Raw genomic sequence first — 18452 nt, 5'->3', positions numbered from 1 at the left:
CCGCTGACGTTCCCCGCACCTGCCGCCAGAATGGGCTCATCCCTCGGGGGATCGCGGCAAAGCGGCTCGGCGGGGGTCCCCGGTCGGCTACAAAGGTAAAGTTCGTGGAAGCGGTGACACGGGTGGAGATCATGCGATCGGGGCATCTCGGACGATGGGCGGCCGTCGCGGGCGCCGTGCTGCTGACGGGCGCCTGCTCGCAGGCGACCGGGCTGGCGGGCGTGAGCGCCAAGTCGCCCACCACGGCCCCGTCCTCGGGCACGCCGGCGGCCACCGCGACCGTCCCCGGCCCCACGCCGTCGGCGCAGCACCAGGCCGCCGCCGAGCAGCCGCCGCAGGGCGACGACCCGGTCAGGGTGCCGCCTCCCAAGCTGTCGAAGTACGCCTACACCTTCCCCGTCAAGGGCTGCAAGACGAGCTACCAGCGCAAGCTGCTGGTGCTGCCCAAGACGACGATCTGGGCCAAGCAGGGCTGCGAGTTCGTGGCGCCGGTGGACGGCGTCGTGGACGAGGTCAACGTCCAGAACGGATGGACGCCGGCCAGGGACGAGGGCTGGACGCGGGAGGGCAGGTTCGTCACGGTCATCGGCGACGACGGCGTGCGCTACCTCGGCGGCCACCTCGACTCGGTGGACGCCGGCGTCAAGCCGGGCCTGCGGGTGAAGGCCGGCCAGGTGCTGGGGAAGGTGGGCCGCTCGGGCAACGCCCGCGACACCGGCGCCAACCTCTACTTCGCGATCTCGTGGAAGACCGGCCCCGCCTACTGGTGGGTGCGCCGGGGCATGGTCGAGCCGTGGGACTACCTCGACGCCTGGGCCAAGGGCAACCGCACCCTGTCGCCGCGCGAGGAGACGCTGAAGCTGCGCGCCAAGCTGGGCGAGACGCCGGCCTGCACGGTCCAGTGCGCCGGGCGGGCGCAGCCGCCGACGCCCAGCAAGACGCCCCGGCCCACCCCGCGCAAGACCGCCGAGAAGAAGGACGAGATCCCCGACAAGGAGACGCTCAACCCGACGACAATTCCTTAGGGTCGACGACCGTTCCGGAGCGGATGAGCTCCTGGATGCCGTCCGCGACGTCCCAGACGTTGACGTTCATGCCGGCGACCACCCGGCCGTCGCGCAGCCAGTACGCGACGAACTCCAGGCCGTCCACGTCGCCCCGCCAGACGACCTCGTCGTAGCCGTCGATGTGGCCGGAGAACTCCATGCCGAGGTCGTACTGGTCGGTGTAGAAGTACGGGATCAGGTCGTGCACGACCTCCTGGCCGAGCATGGAGCGGGCGGCCGCGGGGCCGCCGTGCAGGGCGTTGGCCCAGTGCTCGACGCGCAGGTGGCGGCCGTACAGCGGGTGGAAGGACTCGGCGACGTCGCCGGCGGCGTACACGTGGGGGTGCGAGGTGCGCAGGGCGGCGTCGGTGCGGACGCCCTGGCCGACCTCCAGGCCCGCCTCGCGGGCCAGCTCGACCTCGGGCGCGGCGCCGATGCCCACGACGACGAGGTCGGCGGTGAGCCGCTCGCCCGAGCTGAGCCGCACGCCGGTCGCGGTGACCTCGGCGGCGGAGATGCCGAAGCGCAGGTCGACGCCGTTGCGGGCGTGCAGGCGGGCGAACACGCCGCCCACCTCGGGGCCGAGCACCCGGTGGAGCGCGGTGGGCTCGGGCTCGACGACGGTGACCTCGCAGCCGGCCGCACGGGCCGCCGCGGCCGTCTCCAGGCCGATCCAGGAGGCGCCGATGACGACGACGCGCTCGGCCCGCGCCAGGCCCTCCCTGATGGCCTCGCTGTCGGCCAGGGTGCGGAGGTAGGCGGCCGGGCCGGGCAGGCGGCGCGGGGTGGCCCCGGTGGCGATCAGGAGCTTGTCGTACGGCTGGCGCGAGCCGTTGCCGAGCCGGACCACATGGTGCTCGGGCTCGATGCGGGTGACCCGCATGCCGAGACGGAGATCCACGGCGTTGTCGGCGTACCACTCGGGGGCGTGGACGAAGACGGCCTCGCGCTCGCTCCTGCCCAGGAGATGGTCCTTGGACAGGGGCGGCCGCTCGTAGGGCCGTTCGCTCTCCGCGGCGAACAGCACGATCTCACCGTCGAAGCCCTCTTCGCGCAACGTCTGCGCGGCCTTGGCCCCGGCAAGCCCGCCGCCGACGATCACATATGTGGCCATGGGCGCAGTATCCGCCCCGGGCGGGATTCGGGGAAGCGGATCGGGTCACCGGGTGAGCCGCCGGTGCCAGGCGACCGCCGAGGTGTCGGTGAGCGAGGCGATCTGGTCGATGACGACCCGGACGCGGGCGGCGTCGTCGGCCGCCTCCAGGAACGCCGGCCGGAAGGCGGGCTCCAGCGTGCCAGGCGCGCCGAGCGTGATCAGGGAGGCGAGCTCGGTGATGAGGTCGCGCTGGCGGGCCTGGTTGGCGTTGTGGTCCTCGGTGGTCATGACGTAGTGGGCGGTGACGCCCTTGAGCAGCGCGCACTCCAGCCGGGTGGCGTGCGGGACGACCAGGTCGGACCGGTGGCGGGCGCTGCGCATCTCCTTGGTGGCGGCCTGGGCGGAGCGGCAGAAGCGGCCGATGAGACCGCTCGTGAGCGCCTTCAGCCCGGCCAGCTCGGGCAGGGTGCCGGTGAAGCGGCGCGGCCAGAGCGGGTCGGCGACGAGCTTGCCGAAGACCTCCTCCAGCTCGTTGAGGTCGGCGCCGGGGGTGTACCAGGTGCGGGTGGTCTCGCAGACGAGCCTCCGCTCGGCGGGCGAGTGCAGGGCCTCGGGGACGACGTGGCCCGAGTGCAGGGCGTCCTCCAGGTCGTGCACCGAGTACGCCACGTCGTCGGCCCAGTCCATGATCTGCGCCTCGAAGCTGACCCGGCCCTCGGGGGCGCCCTCCCTGATCCACTTGAAGACCGGCAGGTCGTCGTCGTACACGCCGAACTTGGCGCCCTTGTCGCAGGTCCACGGGTACTTGACGGAGGCGTCGAGCGCGGCCCTGGTGAGGTTGAGCCCGGCGCTGCGGCCGTCCTCGGTGAGGACCTTGGCCTCCAGCCGGGTGAGCAGGCGCAGGCTCTGGGCGTTGCCCTCGAAGCCGCCGCAGGTGGCGGCCAGCCGGTTGAGCGCCACCTCGCCGTTGTGCCCGAACGGCGGATGGCCGAGGTCGTGGGCCAGGCAGGCGGTCTCCACCAGGTCGGGGTCGACGCCGAGGGTGGCGCCCATCTCGCGGCCGACCTGGGCGCACTCCAGCGAGTGCGTCAGCCGGGTGCGGGGGATGTGCTGGCCGCCGCCGAGCGCCTCGCCGGGGCCGACCACCTGGGTCTTGGCGGCGAGCCTGCGCAGGGCGGCGCTGTGCAGGACGCGGGCGCGGTCGCGTTCGAACGCGGAGCGTTCAGGATTGCCGGGAGGTTCCGGAACCCAACGCTCCTGGTCGTGCTCATCGTAGTGCGGCATTGGTTCGACGATTTTATCCAGTTTCATGTCTCCGCTAGTGTCAAGCCTCGCGAGAACCCCTTCCCCGGGAGTCCTTCCCCATGACCACAGCGTTCCGAGCGGTGCTGGCCTTCACGTTGCTCGCCGGCTTCTACCTCCTGGTCGGCCTCGTCCTGGCGGCCGCGGTGTTCTTCGACGTCCTGCTCATCGTCGACTTCGGCGCGGGCACCCTCAAACTGGCGGTGGTGCTCACCCTGGCCGCGGGCGCGCTCGTACGGGCCCTGGTCATGGTGAGCCGCCGCAAGGACGGCGAGCAGCCGGGCGTGGCCGTGGGCCGCGAGCACGAGCCGGTGCTCTGGCAGCTGGTCGAGGACCTCGCCCGGCGGGTCCGCACCGCCCCGCCGGACGAGATCAGGCTGGTCGCCGAGGTCAACGCGGCGGTGTCGGAGGACACCCGCTGGCTGGGGCTGCGGGCGACGCGGCGGCGCATGTTCATCGGGCTGCCGCTGCTCCAGCAGCTCACCGTGGACGAGATGCGCGCGGTGCTCGGGCACGAGCTCGGCCACTACAGCGGCGCCCACACGCGGCTCGGCGCGCCGGTCTACCGGGGCCGGGTCGCGCTCATCGCGACCGTGCAGGGGCTGGGCGGCCACCCGTTCATCCAGAAGCTGTTCACCTGGTACGCCAAGCTCTACCTGCGGATCTCCCAGGCCGTCTCGCGCCGGCAGGAGCTGGAGGCCGACCGGCTCGCGGTGGCGATCGGCGGCCGGCAGGCCATGGCGGGGGCGCTGACCAAGGTGCACGCGACGGCACTGGGCTGGGACATCTACGTCAACGGCTACCTGTCGCTGGCCGGCGCGGGCGGCGGGCGGCCGACCGCCGTGTTCGGCGGTTTCCAGCGGATGATGGGCGACCCGGAGCGGCAGGCCCAGATCGCGAAGCTGGGGGCCGAGCCGGAGGAGGTCTCGCCGTACGACTCGCACCCCGGCCTGGCCGAGCGGCTGGCCGCCATCGAGCGCCTGCCCGAGCCCGAGCACGTCCCCGACCCGCGCCCGGCCCTGGCCCTGCTCATGGACGCCAACGTGGCCGCGCAGGCGGTCGAGAACTCCATGTGGACACCCGAGGCGCTGTCCGCGCTCCGCCCGGTGGGGTGGGAGGAGCTGGTGGCCCAGGGCATGTACGCGGGCCGCAACGCCGAGGCGCTGCACGACCTCGCGGTGGCCGGGCAGCGGGTGATGGGGTCGCCGCAGCCGTACCTGGACGCGGCCTTCGAGGCCATCGCGCGGGGCCGGCAGGCCGAGCTGGAGGCGCGGCTGCTGGAGCTGGGCTGGAACCCGTCGGAGACGCTGCTGGCCGGGGTGCTGGGGCAGGCGCTGGAGGCGGTGCTGATCCAGCTCGGCCAGGCCCGGTGGACGCTGTCGTGGTCGGGGCCCGCCCGGCTGCTCTACGACGACGGCGAGGAGGTGGCGCTGTCGGAGTACGCGGCCCAGGTCGCGGCGAACCCGGAGGCGGTGGCGGGGCTGCGGCGGTGGCTCGGCGACCACGGCATGCGGCATGACTACGTCCCGGTCGAGCAGCCCCCAGCCGCTCCTCAGCCGCCCGCCGTCCAGCAGTCGCCCGCCGCGCCGCAACCGCCCGCTCTCACCCCACAGGGCTGACCGGCCTGGTGGAGGGGACCGTGCGGCCCCCTCCGCCGCCCGCTCAGCGGGTGTCGGAGTCGGTCTCGCTCAGCGCCGCCCGGCCCGCCTCCAGCCGCGCCACCGGGATGCGGAACGGCGAGCAGGAGACGTAGTCCAGCCCTGCCTTGTGGCAGAAGTGCACCGAGTCGGGGTCGCCGCCGTGCTCGCCGCAGATGCCGAGGTGCAGGTCGGGACGGGTGGCCCGGCCCTCCTGGACGGCGAGCTCGACCAGCCGCCCGACGCCCTCCCTGTCCAGGGTCTCGAACGGCGACACGCCGAAGATGCCGAGCTCCAGGTAGCGGGAGAAGAACGCGGCCTCGACGTCGTCCCGGGAGAAGCCCCAGGTCATCTGGGTGAGGTCGTTGGTGCCGAAGGAGAAGAACTCGGCCGCCTCGGCGATCTGGCCGGCGGTCAGCGCCGCCCTCGGGGTCTCGATCATGGTGCCGACGAGCGCCTCGACGCCGACCTCCGCGAGGATCCTGACCGCCTCCTCGCGTACGGACTCCAGCTCCTGCACGGTCGCCACCAGCGGGATCATGATCTCCGGGCGCGCGCCGGGCACCTCCTTGGCGGCCTGGGCGATGGCCCGCACCTGCATCGCGAACAGCCCCGGGATCACCAGCCCGAGCCGGACGCCGCGCAGGCCCAGCATCGGGTTCTGCTCGTCCAGGCGCTTGACGGCGGCGAGCAGCGCGCGGTCCTTGTCGGTGGGGTTCTCCGAGGTCGCGATCTTGACCGACAGCTCGGTGATGTCGGGCAGGAACTCGTGCAGCGGCGGGTCGATCAGGCGGATCGTGACCGGCGCGCCCTCCATCGCCTGGAAGATGCCCACGAAGTCGGACTTCTGCAGCGGCTCCAGGGCGTCCAGCGCCGCCTGGCGCTGCTCGTCGGTCGAGGCCAGCACCAGGTCCTCCACGAGCTGCCGGCGCTCCCCGAGGAACATGTGCTCGGTGCGGCACAGGCCGATGCCCTGCGCGCCGAAGCGGCGGGCACGGGCGGCGTCCTCGGGGGTGTCGGCGTTGGCCCGCACGCCGAGCCGGCGGCTCGCGTCGGCGTGGCGCATGATCCGGTCCACCGCCTTGACCAGCTCGTCGGCGGGCTCGGCGCCCTCGAAGTACTCGACCACGGCCGAGGCCACGACCGGCACCTCGCCGAGGAACACCTCGCCGGTGGTGCCGTCGATGGAGATCACGTCACCCTCGGCGACGACGATGCCGCCGGGCGCGGTGAACCTGCGCTCGGCCGTCGAGACCTCCAGCTCCTCGGCGCCGCACACGCACGTCTTGCCCATGCCGCGCGCGACCACGGCGGCGTGGGAGGTCTTGCCGCCGCGGCTGGTGAGGATGCCCCTGGCGGCGATCATGCCGGCCAGGTCGTCGGGGTTGGTCTCGCGGCGTACGAGGATGACGTCCTCGCCCTGCCCGGCCAGCTCGACGGCCCGCTCCGAGGAGAAGACGGCCTTGCCGACGGCCGCGCCCGGGGAGGCGTTCATGCCCTTGGCGATCCGCTTCTTCTCGGCGCCGTGGTCGAAGCGGGGGAACATGAGCTTGGCGAGCTGGTCGCCGGTCACGCGGGTGACCGCCTCGTCGAGGGTGATGAGGCCCTGGTCGACGAGCTGGGTGGCGATGCAGAACGCGGCCGCGGCCGTGCGCTTGCCGACCCGGGTCTGCAACATCCACAGCTTGCCGCGCTCGATGGTGAACTCGATGTCGCAGAGGTCCTTGTAGTGCGTCTCCAGGACCTCCATGATGCGGACGAGCTCGTCGTAGGAGGTCTTGTCGAGGCGTTCGAGCTCTTCGAGGGGGATCGTGTTGCGGATGCCCGCGACGACGTCCTCGCCCTGGGCGTTCTGAAGGTAGTCGCCGTAGATGCCCTGGCGGCCGGTGCCGGGGTCGCGGGTGAAGGCGACGCCGGTGCCGGAGTCGTCGCCGTAGTTGCCGAAGACCATCGCCATGACGTTGACGGCGGTGCCGAGGTCGGCGGGGATGCGCTCCTGGCGGCGGTAGAGGATGGCGCGCGGGGCGTTCCAGGAGTCGAAGACGGCGTTGATGGCGAGGCCCATCTGCTCGCGGGGGTCGGTGGGGAAGTCCTTGCCGGTCTGCTCGCGGACGATGCCCTTGTACGTCTCCACGAGCCGCTGCAGCTCGCCCGCGTCGAGGTCGGTGTCCTGGCGGCGGCCCTTGACGGCGTCGAGCGCGTCCTCGAACAGGTCGCCGTCGATGCCGAGGACGGTCTTGCCGAACATCTGGATGAGGCGGCGGTAGGAGTCCCAGGCGAAGCGCTCGTTGCCGCCGGCCTGCTTGGCGAGGCCGTGCACGGACTCGTCGTTGAGCCCGATGTTGAGCACGGTCTCCATCATCCCCGGCATGGAGAACTTGGCGCCGGAGCGCACGCTGACGAGGAGGGGGTCGTCGGCCTGGCCGAGCTTCCTGCCCATGCGCTCTTCGAGCGCCTTGAGGTGCTCGGCGACCTCCCGGTCGAGACCGTCGTGGACGGCGCCCTCCGCCAGGTAGTGGCGGCACGCCTCCGTGGTGATCGTGAATCCGGGGGGAACGGGCAGCCCGAGATTGGTCATCTCAGCCAGGTTCGCGCCTTTACCGCCGAGAAGATCCTTGAGATTCCTGTTGCCCTCGGTGAAGTCGTAAACGTACTTGGCCACCACAGCTCCAATCCAACACGCGTCTGATCCGGACTCTACCGGCGAAATTGATGATGAAACTGCACTCCTTCCTCAAGTCACTGTTTATGCAGGTAAACGGCTTATGAGAGGTCTAATCCAATTATAAGGCTGGTTTGCCGAAAATTGGTTTATACCAATTGGTATAAACCAATTCTTGTGCCGGAAAGAGGGGGGCGGACGCAGAATCGGATCACCCCGTGGGAGCGACGGTGTTCGTGCCGGGTCTTCTTCACCGGCGCTTTCGCGGGGCGCGCGAGAGACGGGCCGGGTGCTCGGCGTCACGCTGTCCGCGGGCGCGGGCGATCCCCTGGCCTACGTCAGGCAGCGGGAAAGGGCAGGAACTACTGCTGCCGGTGCCGCTGACCTGGACGTGCCTGCCGGCGTCTGGTTCGGGGCGCCTTCCCTGACATGGGATGTTCAGGCTTTTCGCCACGCCCTGCCGGCGGCGGCACCACACGCACCGGTCCTCGCCTGACGACAGAGGCATAGTGCCCGAAGAAGCACGGCGCGCCTCGCGCTGCTCACCGGACCGTGAGAGCACGACGCGTACACGCCGCGCGAGGCCGCCCGGCAGGGCCGCTGGGAACATGGGCGAGCGGGGCCGCTGGGCCGGGCCGCGCGCAAGGTCCCCAGGCGAAGGCGCCGCACAACGCCGCCAGGCGGACGCGCCAGGCGAAGACGCTGCACATGCCGCCCTTCGCCTGGTGGCAGAGGCATGCCAAGTACTTTGCAGTAGCGCAGAGTGCGTCACGCTGCTCGCCGGGACAGCGTGGGAGCACGGCGCGTACTCGCTGCGCGGGGTCGCCGGGCGGGTGCGCCGCGAAGGCCCGCGCGGGCGCTGCGCGGGGCCCAGCGCGGGCAGGCGCACCGCAGGGGGCCGCCAGCAGCGGCCCTCCGTCTCCGACGACCGGCGGGTGGCAGCACAGGCAGGCACGGGCGGGCTCGGCACGGACGGACACGGCACAGGCAGGCACGGCACAGGCAGGCGCACCGCGGGCCCATGCGGGGGCGCAGTGCGAGGGCGCAGTGCGAGGGCGCAGTGCGAGGGCGCAGTGCGAGGGCGCAGTGCGAGGGCGCAGCCCGGGGCCGCCCTTCTGGTGCTGCGGGTGCTGGACGGCGCACTGGGGTCCGTCGGGGAGGGCATGCTCCCGATCGGCCTGTCTGGCCAGCCGACGGCGGCTGCCCGCCCGCAACGCTGCCGGCCGGGTCGGGGACGGCTGTGTCCGGACGGTACGAGGCGCGGCCGTGTCCGGACGGGCGTGTCGGGACGGCCGTGTCGGCGGACGGCGCGCGGCGCGCGCCTGGCCGTTTCAGCGGTCGGCACGCGGCTGCAGGGCTGCAGTGGACGCCGGCTCACTGCGCTGCGGCCCGCCGCAACGCCGGACGTGTCGGCGAAGGGCTGTCAGATAGTTATGGTGCCGCCGGTGGCGGGGCGGCGGCTGCCGGGCTGTAGCGGCTGCCGGCTCACTGCGCTGCGGCCCGCGGCAACGCCGGACGTGTCGGCGAAGGGCTGTCAGGTGGTTATCGTGCCGCCGGTGGCGGGCTTCCTCCTCGCCCGGGCGCAATGTCGCGGGCGAGGAGGAAACGGAGGCGGGGTCAGTCGTTGAGGTGCTGGCGCAGGTAGGACTCGACGCTGTCGATCGCGATGCGCTCCTGCGTCATACTGTCGCGCTCGCGGATCGTCACCGCGTGGTCCTCGAGGGTGTCGAAGTCGACGGTGATGCAGAACGGCGTGCCGATCTCGTCCTGGCGGCGGTAGCGGCGGCCGATCGCGCCGGCGTCGTCGAACTCGACGTTCCACCGGCGGCGGAGCTGCGCGGCCAGGTCGCGGGCCTTCGGCGACAGGTCGGCGTTGCGCGAGAGCGGCAGCACCGCGGCCTTGACCGGCGCGAGCCGGTGGTCGAGCCGCATGACCGTGCGCTTCTCCAGCTGGCCCTTGGCGTTGGGAGCCTCGTCCTCGCTGTAGGCGTCGAGCAGGAACGTCAGCGTGGCCCGGTCGACGCCCGCCGCCGGCTCGATGACGAAGGGGACGTAGCGCTCCCCGGTGTCCTGCTCGAAGAAGCTGAGGTCGACGCCCGACGCCTTGGAGTGGGCGGTCAGGTCGAAGTCGGTGCGGTTGGCGATGCCCTCCAGCTCACCCCACTCCGAGCCGGTGAAGTTGAAGCGGTATTCGATGTCGACGGTGCGCTTGGAGTAGTGGGACAGCTTGTCCTTGGGGTGCTCGTACAGGCGCAGGTTGTCCTTGTTGATGCCCAGGTCGGAGTACCAGCGGTAGCGCTCGTCGATCCAGTACTGGTGCCACTCCTCGTCGGTGCCCGGCTTGACGAAGAACTCCATCTCCATCTGCTCGAACTCGCGGGTGCGGAAGATGAAGTTGCCCGGCGTGATCTCGTTGCGGAACGACTTGCCGATCTGGCCGATGCCGAACGGGATCTTCCTGCGCGCGGACTGCTGCACGTTGAGGTAGTTGATGAAGATGCCCTGGGCCGTCTCGGGCCGCAGCCAGGCGAGGCCGGACTCGTCCTCGACCGGGCCGAGGAAGGTCTTGAGCAGGCCGCTGAACTGGCGGGGCTCGGTGAAGGTGCCCTTGTTGCCGCAGTTGGGGCAGGTGATGCCGGCCAGGCCGCCCTCGGGCTCGGCGCCGTGCTTCTCCTCGTACGCCTCGACCAGGTGGTCGGCGCGGAAGCGCTTGTGGCAGGACATGCACTCGGTGAGCGGGTCGGTGAAGGTCTCGACGTGGCCGCTGGCCCGCCACACCTCGGGGGCCAGGACGACCGAGGAGTCGAGGCCCACGACGTCCTCTCGGGCCTGGACCATCGACAGCCACCACTGCCGCTTGACGTTGTTCTTCAGCTCGACACCCAGCGGACCGTAGTCCCACGACGCGCGAAGTCCGCCGTAGATCTCGCTCGACGGGTAGACGAGCCCGCGGCGCTTGGCGAGGCTGACGATGGTGTCCATGACGTCGGTGCGTCGTGCCATTTTGGTTGGTTCTCTTTCCGGCTGGAGGTCGGCGAGTGTGAAAGTGTGAGCTCCCAGCTTAGGGGACGGGCGGAGGTCCCGGGCGCGAGTGGCTCTACGTCCCGTCCTGCGTGTGGACGTCCTCGTACGCGCTGGGTTCGTTGACCATGAGGATCATCAGCGGATACATCACCATGCGGGCGGCGGACAGCGCGCGGCGGTAGAACCCGGCGCCCTCCCACTCCGAGACCAGGGCCCACAGGTTGGGCTCGTCGACCGAGCGGGCCACCCGCCCGCGCAGGAAGCCCGGCTGGCCGGCGAACGTGTCGAGGATGGTCTGCCCTTGCTTGGCGAAGTCTTGGGACTGGGACTCTGGGACGGTGTATCGGATCACGGCGAGCACCTGAACAGCCTAGAGGCGCATCGGCCACTCCCGTAGGCTCTGGGCGTGGCCTCTCACGACAAGCGCCCGCTCCCGCAGGGCGAGCGGTTCTTCACCGAAGGCGCGAGCGGGCTGCGCAAGGCCGTGGAGCGGCGGAGCGCGGTGCCGATGGCGTACCTCTTCACGCAGGTGCCCCGCTGGGTGCCGCCCGTGGTGCTGGTGGTGCTGCTGCTGACCGCGCTCGCGGTGGCGAACCCGCTCGGCGGGGTGGCGGCGCTGGCGGTGCTCGCGTTCATCGGCTGGCTGGCGTTCCTGTCCTGGCCGTCGCTGGGGTCGGGCGCGAAGGTGCTGCGGGTCGCCATGGTGCTGTTCGTGGCGGCGGTGGCGGCGACCCGCTTCGGCCTGATCCCCGGTTAGGCCGGGGGCAGCAGTGTGTAGTGCGGGAAGTTGCCCGGCAGGCGTTCGCCGTCCGGGCCCTCGGTCACGGCCTTGACCAGCAGCTCGCCGCCGACGAACGCGCCGCGCCAGGACGCGCCGAGCCCGCCGAACAGCTCCTCGCGGTCGCCGCGCGAGCGCGGCCGGTTGTGCCCGACCTTGAAGGCCCGCACCTCGGGGGCGAGGCGGCGGAAGGTCTCCTCCTCGTCGCAGGAGAGGGTGGCGACGAGCGCGCCGTTGCTGGCGTTCATGGCGGCCAGCAGCTCGGCCTCGGTGTCCACCAGGACGATCGTGTCGACCGGGCCGAACGGCTCGGCGTGGTGGAGCGGCGAGGAGCGGGGCGGGTCGAGCAGCGCGGTCGGGGCGAGATAGGCGGAGGTGTCCTGGCCCGGCAGGAAGTGCCCGGAGGCGGGCGAGGCCCGGTGCAGCGGCACGGCGCCGCGCGCCACCGCCTCGTCCACCTGGTCGGCGAGCTCCTTCGCCTTGGAGGCGTTGATGAGCGGGCCGAAGTCCAGCTCGGGCAGCGGGTCGTCCGGGCGGGCGACGGCGAGGGGGTGGCCGAAGCGCAGCGCGTCCACCGCCCCGAGGTAGGCCCGCAGGAAGTCGTGGAACAGCGCGCGCTGCACGACGAAGCGCGGGTAGGCGGTGCAGCGCTGCTTGCCGTAGTCGAAGGAGGCGCGGATCTGGCGGGTGAGGGTGTCCCAGTCGCCGTAGCGCCAGACGCCCCAGCAGTTGAGCCCCTCCTGCTCCAGCACGTGCCGCCGGCCGAGGTCGGCCAGTGAGGTGGCGACCTTCGCGCCGGCGTCCCTGCCGCCGACGAACGACACGCAGCCGAGTGCCCGTCCGCCGGCCAGCACCGGCGACAGCTCCGCCCCTCCCCCGCTGACGAGGGTGAACGGCAGCCCCTCGCGGACGGCGAGCGCGCAGGCCAGGGTGAGGCAGCTCAGCCCGCCGTCGGTGGGGGTCTTGGCGATGACCGCGTTGCCGGCCAGCGCCTGCACGAGCATGGCGTGCATGAGCACGCTCATCGGGTAGTTCCAGCTCGCGATGTTGCTGACCGGGCCGGGCAGCGGGGTGCGGCCGGCGGTCATCCGGTCGATCTCGTCGACGTACCAGCGCACGCCGTCCAGGCAGCGGTCCACGTCGGCGCGGGCGGTCCGCCACGGCTTGCCGATCTCCCAGACCAGCAGCAGGGCCAGCAGGTCGCGGTGGGCGGCCATGGACTCGACGGCGGCGGTGACCATGGCCTTGCGCGCGGCGAGCGGGACGTGCCGCCAGCGCCGGTGCTCCTCGACCGCCCCGGCGACGGCCCGGCCCGCGCCGGCCCGGTCGAGGCGCGGCGGGCCGGCGATGGCGGTGCCGTCGAGGGGCGAGAAGCCGGGCACGGGGCGGCCGTCGCGGTGCCAGATGCCGCCCCAGTGGTTGAGCACCCGGTCGTCGTGGAAGGCTTCGGGGGCCGCCGTCCGGCAGCGGTCGTACGCGTCGTGCCAGGCCGTGCCCGGTTTGAGCCGCATGTCAGATCCTTCCTCAGTCGGACCAGTCGGCGGAGATGAGCTCGGGCAGCGGCTCGTACTCCTTGATCGCGTCGAGCGCCGGCCCCATGGCGGCGTTGGCCTCGCGCTCGACCATCACCTCCACCAGGACCGGCAGCCGCTCGCGGGCGGACGCGGCGCTCGCCCAGGCCAGCGCGTCACGGAGGTCGCCGGGCAGCTCGACCCGGCGCGCCGGGCAGCCGAACGCCTCCATGGCCTTGACGTGGTCGATGCCGCCCTCGCCGTAGTGCAGGTCCACGGCGTAGTTCATCCCGTACGGGAGCTCGGCCTGCCGGATGAGCCCCAGGTACTCGTTGTTGATCATGATGATGACGAACGGGATCCGGTGCTGCGCGGCCACCGCGACCTCCTCCATGAGGAACTGGAAGGAGTAGTCGCCGACGACGGCCACCACCTGCCGCTCCGGATGCGCGCACTTGACGCCCATCGCGGCCGGCACCTCCCACCCCAGCGGCCCGGCCTGCCCGCACACCAGGTAGTGGCGCGGCAGGTACGTCGCCTGGAACTGCCCGGACCAGATCTGGTAGAGCCCGATCGCGGTGACGAACGTGGTGTCCCTGCCGAAGAAGTCGTTGATCTCGCGGAACACCCGGGGCGGCTTGATCGGCACGTCGTCGAAGTCGTCGCGCCGGTTCAGCGTGCGGCGCAGGCCGGCCACCTTGCGCGCCCACGTGCCCGGCGCGCGGGGCCCGCCGCGGGCGCGGGCCTCGTCGAGGAGCGCGGCGAGCGCCGGCCGGGCGTGCCCGACGATCCCGAGGTCGGGCTCGAAGACCCGGCCGAGCTGGGTCGGCTCGATGTCCACGTGGATGAAGGAGCGGCCGCGCCGGTAGACGTCCAGGTCGCCGGTGTGCCGGTCGCCGAAGCGGGCCCCGACCGCGAGCACGAGGTCGCTCTCCAGGAACGCGGCGTTCCCCCACCGGGTCTGCGTCTGGATGCCGGCCATCCCGGCGAACAACGGGTGGTCCTCGGGGAAGGCCCCCTTGCCCATGAGCGTCACCTGCACCGGCACCTGGAGGTACTCGGCCAGCGCCCGCAGCTCCTCCGCCGCCTCGCCGATGATGACGCCGCCGCCCGCGAGGATGATCGGCCGCCGGGCGCCCTCCAGCAGGTCCACCGCCCTGCGCACCGGCTTCGGCAGCGGGCGCGGCACCTCGACCGGCAGCGGGGCGTCGAGGTCGCGGTCGTAGCGGCAGGTGCCGCGCTGCACGTCGAGCGGCAGGTCGATGAGCACGGGCCCCGGCCGCCCGGAGCGGGCGATCCTGAACGCCTCGCGGAACACCCACGGCGCCTGGGCGGGCTCCTTGAGCTGCACCGCCCATTTGGTGACCGGCCGGGCGATCTCCACGATGTCGACCGCCTGGAACGCCTCCTGGTGCAGCTTGGCGCTCTCGGCCTGGCCGGTGACGCAGATGATGGGGATCGAGTCGGCGAGCGCGGTGTAGAGGCCGGTGATCATGTTGGTGCCGGCCGGGCCGGAGGTGCCGACGCAGACGCCGACGTTGCCGGTGACTCTGGCCCAGCCGTCGGCCGCGTGCGTGCCGCCCTCCTCGTGGCGGACCGTCACGTGCCGGATCGAGCTGCCCCGCAGCGCGGCGTAGAACGGCAGGATGGCCGCCCCGGGGATGCCGAAGACGGTGTCCACCCCCTCCGACTCCAGCACCGCGACCACGGCCTCCATGCACGGGATGCGCTTCACGTGTTCAGCCTTTCGACGACCTTGAGCAGGGCGGAGTGGTCGAGCGAGCCGTGTCCCTGCGCTCGGGCCGCGGCCACGAGCTGGGCGACCTGGCCGGTGAGCGGCAGCGCGACGCCGGCCTCGCGGGCGGCGGCGACGGCGATGCCCATGTCCTTGTGGTGCAGGTCGATGCGGAAGCCCGGGGTGAACTCGCGCCTGATCATGGTGTGCCGCTTGAGCTCCAGGATCCGGGAGCCGGCCAGGCCGCCCGCCAGCACGTCCAGCCCGGCGACGGGGTCCACGCCGCTGGCCTCCAGCAGCACGATCGCCTCGGCCACCAGGCCGTAGATGCCGCCGACGACGAGCTGGTTGGCCGCCTTCACGGTCTGCCCGGCCCCGGCGGGGCCCACGTGCACGATCGTGGTGCCGAGCGCCCCGAGGATCGGCCGGGCCGCCTCGTACGCCTCCCGCTCCCCGCCCACCATGATCGACAGGGTGGCGTCGACCGCGCCGCGCTCGCCGCCGCTCACCGGGGCGTCCAGGGCCCGGACGCCGGCGGCGGCGGCCTCGCGGGCCACTGTGCGGGAGGTCTCCGGCCTGATCGTGCTCATGTCGAGGTAGAGCAGGCCGGGACGGCCGTGCCTGACGACGAGCGGCGCGACCTCCTCGACCTGCGGCGAGTCGGGCAGCATGGTGATCACGACGTCCGCGCCCTCGACCGCGTCCGGCACGCCGGCGGCGGCCTCGCCGCCGAGCGCGGCCAGCCGTTCGACGGGCGCGGCGCTCACGTCGTGGCCGCGTACGGTGTGCCCCGCCTTGACGAGGTTGGCGGCCATCGGGCCGCCCATGATCCCCAGACCGATGAAGCCGATGTTCACGCGTGCCTCCAGTCGAACGCGCCCGGCCCCTCGTGCCGGTACTCCAGGCCGACGTGCCCCTCGTAGCCCGCCGCCGCCAGCCGCGCGAGGATCTCCGGGTACGGCATCCCCCCGCTGCCCGGCCGCCCCCTGCCGGGGTCGTCGGCGATCTGCACGTGGCCGAAGCGGGCGGCGTGGCGGTCGATGAGCGCGAGCACGTCCTCGCCCATCCGGTGCAGGTGGTAGAGGTCGGCCAGGAACGCGACGTTCTCCCTGTCCACCTCGTCGATCAGCGCGAACGCCGCCTCCGACGACGTGATCGGATAGTGCGGGTTGTCGTACGCGTTGAGCGCCTCGACGACCACGGTCGCGCCGACGCCGGCCGCCGCGTCCGCCGCCCGGCGCAGGTTGGCCACGGCCAGCTCCCTGTCGGTGCCGGGGCCGTTGCCGTACAGGGCGTTCAGCACCGGGCAGCCCAGCTCCCCGGCCAGCCGGACGGCGGGCCCGATGCCGGCGAGGAACCGCTGCGCGCCGTCGGGGCGGGCCAGCAGGCCGCGCTCGCCCGCCGCCATGTCGCCGGCGTCGAAGTTCAGCCCGGTGAGGCGGACCCCGGCCGCCTCGATCGCCCGGCGCAGGGCGGCCGTCTCCGCGGCCGTCGGCTCCGGCCCGTCGAACGGCCACCACAGCTCGACGGCGTCGAACCCGTGCTTGGCCGCCGCGGCGGGCCGCTCCAGCAGCGGCAGCTCGGTGAGCAGGATGGACAGGTTGACGGCGAACCTCACCGGGCACCCGCCAGGACCGAGCGCAGCAGGCGGGCGGTCTCGGACGGGGTCTCGCCGACGCGGACGCCGGCGGCCTCCAGCGCCTCCTTCTTGGCACGGGCGGTGCCGGACGAGCCGGAGACGATGGCCCCGGCGTGGCCCATCGTCCTGCCCTCGGGGGCGGTGAAGCCGGCCACGTACGCCACCACCGGCTTCGTGACGTGCCCGGCGATGTGGGCGGCGGCCCGCTCCTCGGCGTCGCCGCCGATCTCGCCGATCATCACGATCGCGTCGGTGCCCGGGTCGTCCTGGAACGCCCGCAGGCAGTCGATGTGCGTGGTGCCGACGACCGGGTCGCCGCCGATGCCGACGCAGGTGGAGAAGCCGAGGTCGCGCAGCTCGTACATGAGCTGGTAGGTGAGGGTGCCGGACTTGGAGACCAGGCCGATGCGGCCCGCGGTGGTGATGTCGGCGGGGATGATGCCGGCCGACGACTGCCCGGGGCTGATCAGTCCGGGGCAGTTGGGGCCGATGATCCGGGTACGTCCCCGCGCGAGCGCCCGGAAGCGCACGGTGTCGTGCACCGGCACGCCCTCGGTGATCACCACGCACAGCGGCACCCCGGCGGCCACGGACTCCTCGACGGCCCCGCCGGTGAAGCGCGGTGGCACGAACACCACCGACACGTCCGCGCCGGTCTCCTCCACCGCCTCGCCCACCGAGCCGAACACCGGCACCGTGCGCTCGCCGAAGTCCACCGACCGGCCGCCCTTGCCCGGGGTCACCCCGGCCACGACGTCGGTGCCGGCGGCCAGCATGCGGGCCGTGTGCCGGGTGCCCTCCGCGCCGGTCATGCCCTGCACGAGCACCCGGCTGTCCTTGGTGAGGAAGATCGCCATCTTTCACGCCCCTGCCGCGAGTCTGGCCGCCGTGGCTGCGGCGGCGTCCATGGTGGAGACCTGGCGGACGGCCGGGTGCCTGGCCTCGTCGAGGATGCGCCGGCCCAGCTCGGCGTTGTTGCCGTCGAGCCGTACGACGATGGGCCGGCCGTGGCCCCGCTCGCCCAGGAGTTGCAGTGCGGTGACGATGCCGTTGGCCACGGCGTCGCAGGCGGTGATGCCGCCGAAGACGTTGACCAGCACCGAGCGCACGTCAGGGTCGGCCAGGATGATCTCCAGCCCGTCGGCCATCACCTGCGCGGAGGCGCCGCCGCCGATGTCCAGGAAGTTCGCCGGGGCCGCGCCGGCGCCGGCCACCACGTCCAGGGTGCTCATCACCAGGCCCGCGCCGTTGCCGATCACGCCGACGGTGCCGTCCAGCTTCACGTAGTTGAGCCCCTTGGCGCGGGCGCGGTCCTCCAGGCCGCCGGTCGGCTCCTCGGCCTCGCGCCGGTGCCGGAAGGCGGCGTTGTCGTCCAGGGTGACCTTGCCGTCGAGCGCCACGACGCGCTGGTCGGTGGTGCAGATGAGCGGGTTGACCTCGACCAGCAGCGCGTCCTCGGCCACCAGCACCCGCCACAGCCGTTCCAGCACGTCGGCGGCCTGCTCGGGCAGGCCCGCCTTGGCCGCGAGCAGCCGGGCGGCCTCGGCGTCCACGCCCTCGACCGGGTCCACGGGGAGCCGGACGATCGCGCCGGGGTCGCGCGCCGCCAGCTCCTCGATCTCCACGCCGCCCTGGCCGGACACCATCGCCAGGAAACCGCCCTCGGCGCGGTCCACCAGGAAGGCCGCGTAGTACTCCTCGAACGGCACGGTCGCGGCCTCCACCAGGACGCGGCGCGCGCGGTGCCCCTTGATGTCCATCCCGAGTACGCGGGCGGCCTCGTCCTCGGCCGCGACCGGCCCCGCCGCCGGCCTGATGCCGCCCGCCTTGCCTCGTCCACCGGTCTTGACCTGGGCCTTGATGACGACGGGCGCGTTCAGGTCGGCCGCGATCGCGCGGGCCTCGGCCGGGGTCTCCGCGACCGCGCCACGCGGGACCGGGATGCCGTGCCGCCTGAAGAGCTCCTTCGCCTGGTACTCGTACAGGTCCATGCGAGCCTCCTTTGTGTACGGTATACCGTAT

Annotated in this window: 14 protein-coding genes; 3 read left to right on the top strand and 11 right to left on the bottom strand. The window is 72.6% G+C overall.

Going from position 1 to position 18452, the window contains the following annotated elements:
* Positions 1–104: 104 nt before the first annotated feature.
* Positions 105–1025: a M23 family metallopeptidase gene (locus tag AC27IY_RS01425; protein WP_487176867.1), complete on the top strand. Its 921-nt coding sequence runs from the start codon at positions 105–107 to the stop codon at positions 1023–1025.
* On the opposite strand, the gene AC27IY_RS01420 is transcribed toward AC27IY_RS01425, so the two are convergent.
* A complete protein-coding gene (locus AC27IY_RS01420; protein ID WP_487176866.1) occupies positions 1003–2160 on the bottom strand; it encodes an NAD(P)/FAD-dependent oxidoreductase in 1158 nt (385 codons plus the stop codon). The two genes, AC27IY_RS01425 and AC27IY_RS01420, sit on opposite strands and share 23 nt — an antisense overlap.
* A 45-nt stretch (positions 2161–2205) precedes the next feature.
* Complete coding sequence (locus tag AC27IY_RS01415; protein WP_423473225.1) at positions 2206–3426, bottom strand: deoxyguanosinetriphosphate triphosphohydrolase; 1221 nt, start codon at positions 3424–3426, stop codon at positions 2206–2208.
* 80 nt (positions 3427–3506) lie between these two features.
* On the opposite strand from AC27IY_RS01415, the gene AC27IY_RS01410 reads away from it, so the two are divergent.
* Positions 3507–5063: a M48 family metallopeptidase gene (locus tag AC27IY_RS01410; RefSeq protein WP_487176865.1), complete on the top strand. Its 1557-nt coding sequence runs from the start codon at positions 3507–3509 to the stop codon at positions 5061–5063.
* A gap of 43 nt (positions 5064–5106) precedes the next feature.
* Here AC27IY_RS01410 and ppdK read toward each other — a convergent pair whose 3' ends face one another.
* From ppdK to AC27IY_RS01395, 3 genes are all read right to left on the bottom strand, one after another.
* Positions 5107–7743 carry a pyruvate, phosphate dikinase gene (gene ppdK / locus AC27IY_RS01405; RefSeq protein WP_487176864.1) on the bottom strand — a complete coding sequence of 879 codons (2637 nt, stop codon included), beginning with the start codon at positions 7741–7743 and terminating at the stop codon, positions 5107–5109.
* Positions 7744–9360: 1617 nt separating this feature from the next.
* A complete protein-coding gene (locus AC27IY_RS01400) occupies positions 9361–10746 on the bottom strand; it encodes a glycine--tRNA ligase (RefSeq protein WP_487176863.1) in 1386 nt (461 codons plus the stop codon).
* A 94-nt stretch (positions 10747–10840) separates the two neighbouring features.
* Positions 10841–11119 (bottom strand): antibiotic biosynthesis monooxygenase family protein, encoded by a 279-nt coding sequence (locus AC27IY_RS01395; RefSeq protein ID WP_344204747.1) that lies wholly within the window; start codon positions 11117–11119, stop codon positions 10841–10843.
* A gap of 54 nt (positions 11120–11173) precedes the next feature.
* On the opposite strand from AC27IY_RS01395, the gene AC27IY_RS01390 reads away from it, so the two are divergent.
* Entirely contained in the window at positions 11174–11524 is a 351-nt protein-coding gene (locus AC27IY_RS01390) for a DUF6703 family protein (protein WP_423473230.1), read from the top strand.
* Here the strand turns inward: AC27IY_RS01390 and AC27IY_RS01385 are convergent.
* From AC27IY_RS01385 to sucC, 6 genes are read right to left on the bottom strand one after another with little or no spacing between them, the layout of a single operon-like run.
* Positions 11521–13056 carry an aldehyde dehydrogenase family protein gene (locus tag AC27IY_RS01385; protein ID WP_364451357.1) on the bottom strand — a complete coding sequence of 512 codons (1536 nt, stop codon included), beginning with the start codon at positions 13054–13056 and terminating at the stop codon, positions 11521–11523. The two genes, AC27IY_RS01390 and AC27IY_RS01385, sit on opposite strands and share 4 nt — an antisense overlap.
* Before the next feature lie 13 nt (positions 13057–13069).
* Positions 13070–14791: a glyoxylate carboligase gene (gene gcl / locus AC27IY_RS01380; protein WP_487176862.1), complete on the bottom strand. Its 1722-nt coding sequence runs from the start codon at positions 14789–14791 to the stop codon at positions 13070–13072.
* Positions 14788–15648 carry a 2-hydroxy-3-oxopropionate reductase gene (locus tag AC27IY_RS01375; protein ID WP_487176861.1) on the bottom strand — a complete coding sequence of 287 codons (861 nt, stop codon included), beginning with the start codon at positions 15646–15648 and terminating at the stop codon, positions 14788–14790. Before AC27IY_RS01375 ends, gcl begins: the two co-directional genes overlap by 4 nt.
* Positions 15645–16409, bottom strand: coding sequence for a hydroxypyruvate isomerase family protein (locus AC27IY_RS01370; RefSeq protein WP_487176860.1), 765 nt, complete (start codon positions 16407–16409; stop codon positions 15645–15647). The genes AC27IY_RS01375 and AC27IY_RS01370 overlap by 4 nt, the downstream gene beginning before the upstream one ends.
* Entirely contained in the window at positions 16406–17287 is an 882-nt protein-coding gene (gene sucD, locus AC27IY_RS01365; protein ID WP_487176859.1) for a succinate--CoA ligase subunit alpha, read from the bottom strand. The genes AC27IY_RS01370 and sucD overlap by 4 nt, the downstream gene beginning before the upstream one ends.
* Positions 17288–17290: 3 nt before the next feature.
* The gene (gene sucC / locus AC27IY_RS01360; RefSeq protein WP_423473234.1) at positions 17291–18421 is read right to left on the bottom strand and encodes an ADP-forming succinate--CoA ligase subunit beta; all 1131 of its coding nucleotides are present in this window, start codon (positions 18419–18421) and stop codon (positions 17291–17293) included.
* Positions 18422–18452: the final 31 nt, after the last annotated feature.

It is taken from the genome of Nonomuraea sp. B208 (assembly GCF_057536035.1).
The sequence above is the reverse complement of the archived record's forward strand: the minus strand, read 5'-3'. Positions and strand labels throughout refer to the sequence as shown.

Coding starts and splice junctions, on each gene's coding strand:
- AC27IY_RS01420 (WP_487176866.1), bottom strand. CDS start 2,160: ATGGCCACATATGTGATCGTCGGCGGCGGGCTTGCCGGGGCCAAGGCC.
- AC27IY_RS01415 (WP_423473225.1), bottom strand. CDS start 3,426: ATGCCGCACTACGATGAGCACGACCAGGAGCGTTGGGTTCCGGAACCT.
- AC27IY_RS01410 (WP_487176865.1), top strand. CDS start 3,507: ATGACCACAGCGTTCCGAGCGGTGCTGGCCTTCACGTTGCTCGCCGGC.
- AC27IY_RS01400 (WP_487176863.1), bottom strand. CDS start 10,746: ATGGCACGACGCACCGACGTCATGGACACCATCGTCAGCCTCGCCAAG.
- AC27IY_RS01385 (WP_364451357.1), bottom strand. CDS start 13,056: ATGCGGCTCAAACCGGGCACGGCCTGGCACGACGCGTACGACCGCTGC.
- sucD (WP_487176859.1), bottom strand. CDS start 17,287: ATGGCGATCTTCCTCACCAAGGACAGCCGGGTGCTCGTGCAGGGCATG.
- sucC (WP_423473234.1), bottom strand. CDS start 18,421: ATGGACCTGTACGAGTACCAGGCGAAGGAGCTCTTCAGGCGGCACGGC.